General features: G+C 46.3%; 5 protein-coding genes. 4 read left to right on the forward strand and 1 reads right to left on the reverse strand.

Translation table 11 applies throughout. From position 1 onward, the window contains the following. The first annotated feature begins 73 nt into the window (after positions 1-73). From Q0203_RS09040 to Q0203_RS09055, 4 genes are read left to right on the forward strand one after another with little or no spacing between them, the layout of a single operon-like run. A complete protein-coding gene (locus Q0203_RS09040; protein WP_297931687.1) occupies positions 74-1,315 on the forward strand; it encodes an ABC transporter permease in 1,242 nt (413 codons plus the stop codon). Continuing rightward, positions 1,315-1,605 carry a phosphopantetheine-binding protein gene (locus Q0203_RS09045; protein WP_297931690.1) on the forward strand — a complete coding sequence of 97 codons (291 nt, stop codon included), beginning with the start codon at positions 1,315-1,317 and terminating at the stop codon, positions 1,603-1,605. Before Q0203_RS09040 ends, Q0203_RS09045 begins: the two co-directional genes overlap by 1 nt. Beyond that, entirely contained in the window at positions 1,605-2,591 is a 987-nt protein-coding gene (locus Q0203_RS09050; protein WP_297931693.1) for a beta-ketoacyl synthase N-terminal-like domain-containing protein, read from the forward strand. Before Q0203_RS09045 ends, Q0203_RS09050 begins: the two co-directional genes overlap by 1 nt. Then, the gene (locus Q0203_RS09055) at positions 2,588-3,217 is read left to right on the forward strand and encodes a hypothetical protein (RefSeq protein WP_297931695.1); all 630 of its coding nucleotides are present in this window, start codon (positions 2,588-2,590) and stop codon (positions 3,215-3,217) included. The genes Q0203_RS09050 and Q0203_RS09055 overlap by 4 nt, the downstream gene beginning before the upstream one ends. A 40-nt stretch (positions 3,218-3,257) precedes the next feature. On the opposite strand, the gene hybG is transcribed toward Q0203_RS09055, so the two are convergent. After that, positions 3,258-3,529, reverse strand: a 272-nt coding sequence (gene hybG / locus Q0203_RS09060) for a hydrogenase maturation factor HybG (RefSeq protein ID WP_297931698.1), incomplete at its 5' end; no start/stop codon positions are given.

The following is a 3,529-nucleotide window of genomic DNA, read 5'->3' on the forward strand; positions in this document are numbered from 1 at the left end:
TGCAGGACATTTTAAAAGAAGGGCAAAGTCTTGAACGTTTTTATTTGGATTTCTTAAATAAGGCGGAAAAAACGTGTTAATTGCTTCGATTGCCAAAGAAATGCGTCTATTAAGCCGCGATCTGCACGGTGTCGCCGTATTATTTATCATGCCGATTTTGTTCATGCTGATTATGTCGGCTGCGTTGAGCAATGATAATGCCTTAAGCAATCGCTCGGAAATTGTGCTACTGAGTGAAAAAAATGCGCTTAACGATGCCTTTTTAGACGCGCTCAAAAATGAAAAACTTGCCGTTCGTCAAGCGCCACCGGAAGAGCTGGCGCAATACCAAGAAGTGCTACAAGCAGGGAAATTCGATTTGCTGATTTTCAATCCGAATAAAAAACAGACCGCACTTTCCGAAGAACAAAACCTGCAACTTTGGTTGAATCCGAGCGTGGATCGCAGTTGGTTGTTGGGTGTGAAAGGTGTGTTGCAAAAGCATTATTCGCAACTGCGTTTAAACGATTATTTGGCAGACAATCACATTACGTTAGAAAATAACAAACGTAAGCCAATCAAAGAGATTCAAAATAAAGTCAATAAAGAACTGGATAGCAAATTCGCCCAAATTAATGATTATCTGGCAAAAGATTTATGGCAGGAAATTTATGTGAATCGGCAAGGGAAAGCAGTTTCCAAGCCGAATTCCGTGCAACATAGCGTGCCCGCCTGGCTGATTTTCGGCATGTTCTTTATCATGATTCCCCTGTCCAATGTGATGGCGATGGAACGCCAAACCAACACGCTTACCCATCTGCGCATGGCGCGCGCCTCTGCATGGAGCCAGATTGTTGCTAAATTGATTCCGTATTTCCTCATCAACCAACTGCAATTTGTCGGCATGGTGGCGCTCGGTTATTTTGTATTGCCAGCGCTGGATATGCCGGCGTTTGGGTTAACGGGCGATTGGTTGCCTTATTTTGTGCTATCCGGCGCCGTTAGCCTTGCCGCGTTGGGTTATGGTTTGCTGGTGAGCGTGCTGGCGCGCACCACCGAGCATGCCGTAGTATTGGGCGGTGGCGGCATTATTATTATGGCAGCAATCGGGGGGATTATGGTGCCCGTTTATGTCATGCCGGAGATCATGCAAACTGTAGCGCAATTTTCCCCGATGGGCTGGGCGTTAAGCGGTTTTCAGAATTTATTGCTGAATCATTACGCGCTTAGCCAAATTCAGCAACCGCTCTATTTGTTAAGCGCTTTCGGCATTGTTACGCTACTTTTAGCCACATTGATTTATCAACGACAATTGACAACACAAGCGAGATTCTAATGGCTTATCTTTTCACGCTGGAGCATCCGGCATTAGAACAGGAACTCAAAAAACTGATTATCCAAGAAACGGAAAAAGACGAATTTGACCCGACAGAAATCAGCGACGAAGAACCGTTATTTGGCGAACAAAGCCGCATTCAGTTGGATTCTTTAGATGCTTTGCAGGTTGTCGTGGCGTTGCAAGCCCATTTCGGCGTGCGTTTGCAGGGCGATCGCATGGTGCGTAAACACATGATGAACGTGCGCGATCTTGCCGCCTTTATCCGCGAACAGCACCAAAAAGTCTGATGAATATTTATCTCAACGCTGCCTCCGCCAAGTTTGCCGACAATTTAGGACAGCGCACCTCCAATATGTTGGGGCAACCGCTCCGTTTTCCGTACTTCAATGCTTTTGAGGAGCCTTTGCTTTCCCTTGAACAGCTTTATGCGTATTTTGACTTGGAAATCGGCCGCACTTTACAGCAGGCGGGCTGGGATAAAAGCGAGTTGAAACAAATCCCGATTCTGCTCGGTTCCACCGCTTATGTTATCAGCGATTGCGAAGCCCGCCTGGCGCACAATCTCCCATTGCCGAAAGAACATAGTCTGGTGGTGATTGCCGATGATTTACGTGCCCGTTATCAAACGGACGTGTTCAGTTTCGCCACCTCTTGCACCTCCTCCGCACAAGCAATAGGGTATGCCTATAAAATGCTAAAAAGCGGCATGTATGAAAAAGCCTTGGTTATCGGCTTTGAGATGTTTAATCGTCTGACGTTCGAGCATTTTCAGGCGATGAATTTGTTATCACAGGAAGCACAATATTCGCCACTCACGAACCCAACGGGCATTGTGTTAGGCGAAGGCATCGGCTGTGTGGCGTTATCTACTCAACCGAATCCACAATTGCCTTGCGAAATAGTGGGCGTCACGCCGCTAACCGATAACGAAAATCTCACCAACAGCAGTGAATCGGCATTGCGTAACCTGATTAATGCCTGCCTCAATAATGCCAATTTCATGCCGGCCGACATTGACGGCGTGAAAGTCCATGGCGTCGGCGGCAACAGCGATGAAATGGAGCTACGGGTTTTGCAAGAAATTTTCCCTCACGCGCAATGGCTTTCCATAAAAGCCCAAACGGGACACACCCTTGGCGCAAGTGGGGCGCTTGAAAGCGCTATTTTATTCAATCAATTGAAAAGCGAACTGCAAAAGTGCGGTCGTTTTTTAAATTATTTTTTAGGTTTCGGTGGAAGCAACATAGCTTGGGTGCTTAAGGTAAACAAATGACCTACTTTATCCGACAAATCCATCAGTTCATCAGCAACGATATGGACGACAAAACCTTGCGCCAACAAGTCAAAGCACATGGCGTTGATGCCCGTCGTTTAAGCCGCTTCACTCAACTTGCTCTTCTAGGTGCATTACCGCTAAAGCCTTATTTAACGGAGAAAAGCGGTATTTATCTCGGCTCACCGTTTAATTCACCCGGTAAATTCGACAAAATGTTCCACCAACTCACGGCACAAAACCTGCCAAGCCCGTTGGATTTTATGGCGAATATCAATAACGCGGCGACCTTTCAACTGGCGCAAACCTTGCAAATTCATGGCAATTCGCTGTTTTTGGCGGTAAATCAGCAAACTATTTGGCAACCGTTACGGTTGGCGTTGCTGGATCTGGAACAGCAAGAGATGCCATCCGCGCTGGTCGGTTGGGTGTTGGAGAACGACAACGGACAACAAGAAGGGGCGTGCTTTTGGATAGTGTCGAAGGAAGCTGAAAGTGCGGTTGGAAATGGCCGTGTTTCTCAAATTTCAACGTTATTAAATAGAAGCTCCCTCATTCAAGCTATTCCAACCGGCGAGGGCTTTTTAGAATTCCTACAACGGAAAATTGTCGATATATTAAGATAACTAAGTGATAGAAAATTTTACTCTTTTTTACTATCTGCTTTTAAGGTGCACTGCGGCTGAGTCCACTAAAGTCATCTACTTCATGGTCAAGCTGGCTCATTGAGATAAGGGCTTCTTGTGTTTCTTTTGCCTGAATCTCGTCAATAACGCTCATCGCAAATCCAACGTGCACCAAAACCCACTTACCCAGCAAATCCTCCGGTGAATTTTCACAAATTAATGAGATATTGACTTCGCGCTGCACGCCGCATACATCAACAATCGCCGGCTGCAACTCAGAATCGCCCACTTGGATAATTTGCCCCGGAACCC

This window comes from uncultured Aggregatibacter sp. (genome assembly GCF_938046485.1).
Taxonomy (GTDB): Bacteria; Pseudomonadota; Gammaproteobacteria; order Enterobacterales; family Pasteurellaceae; genus Aggregatibacter.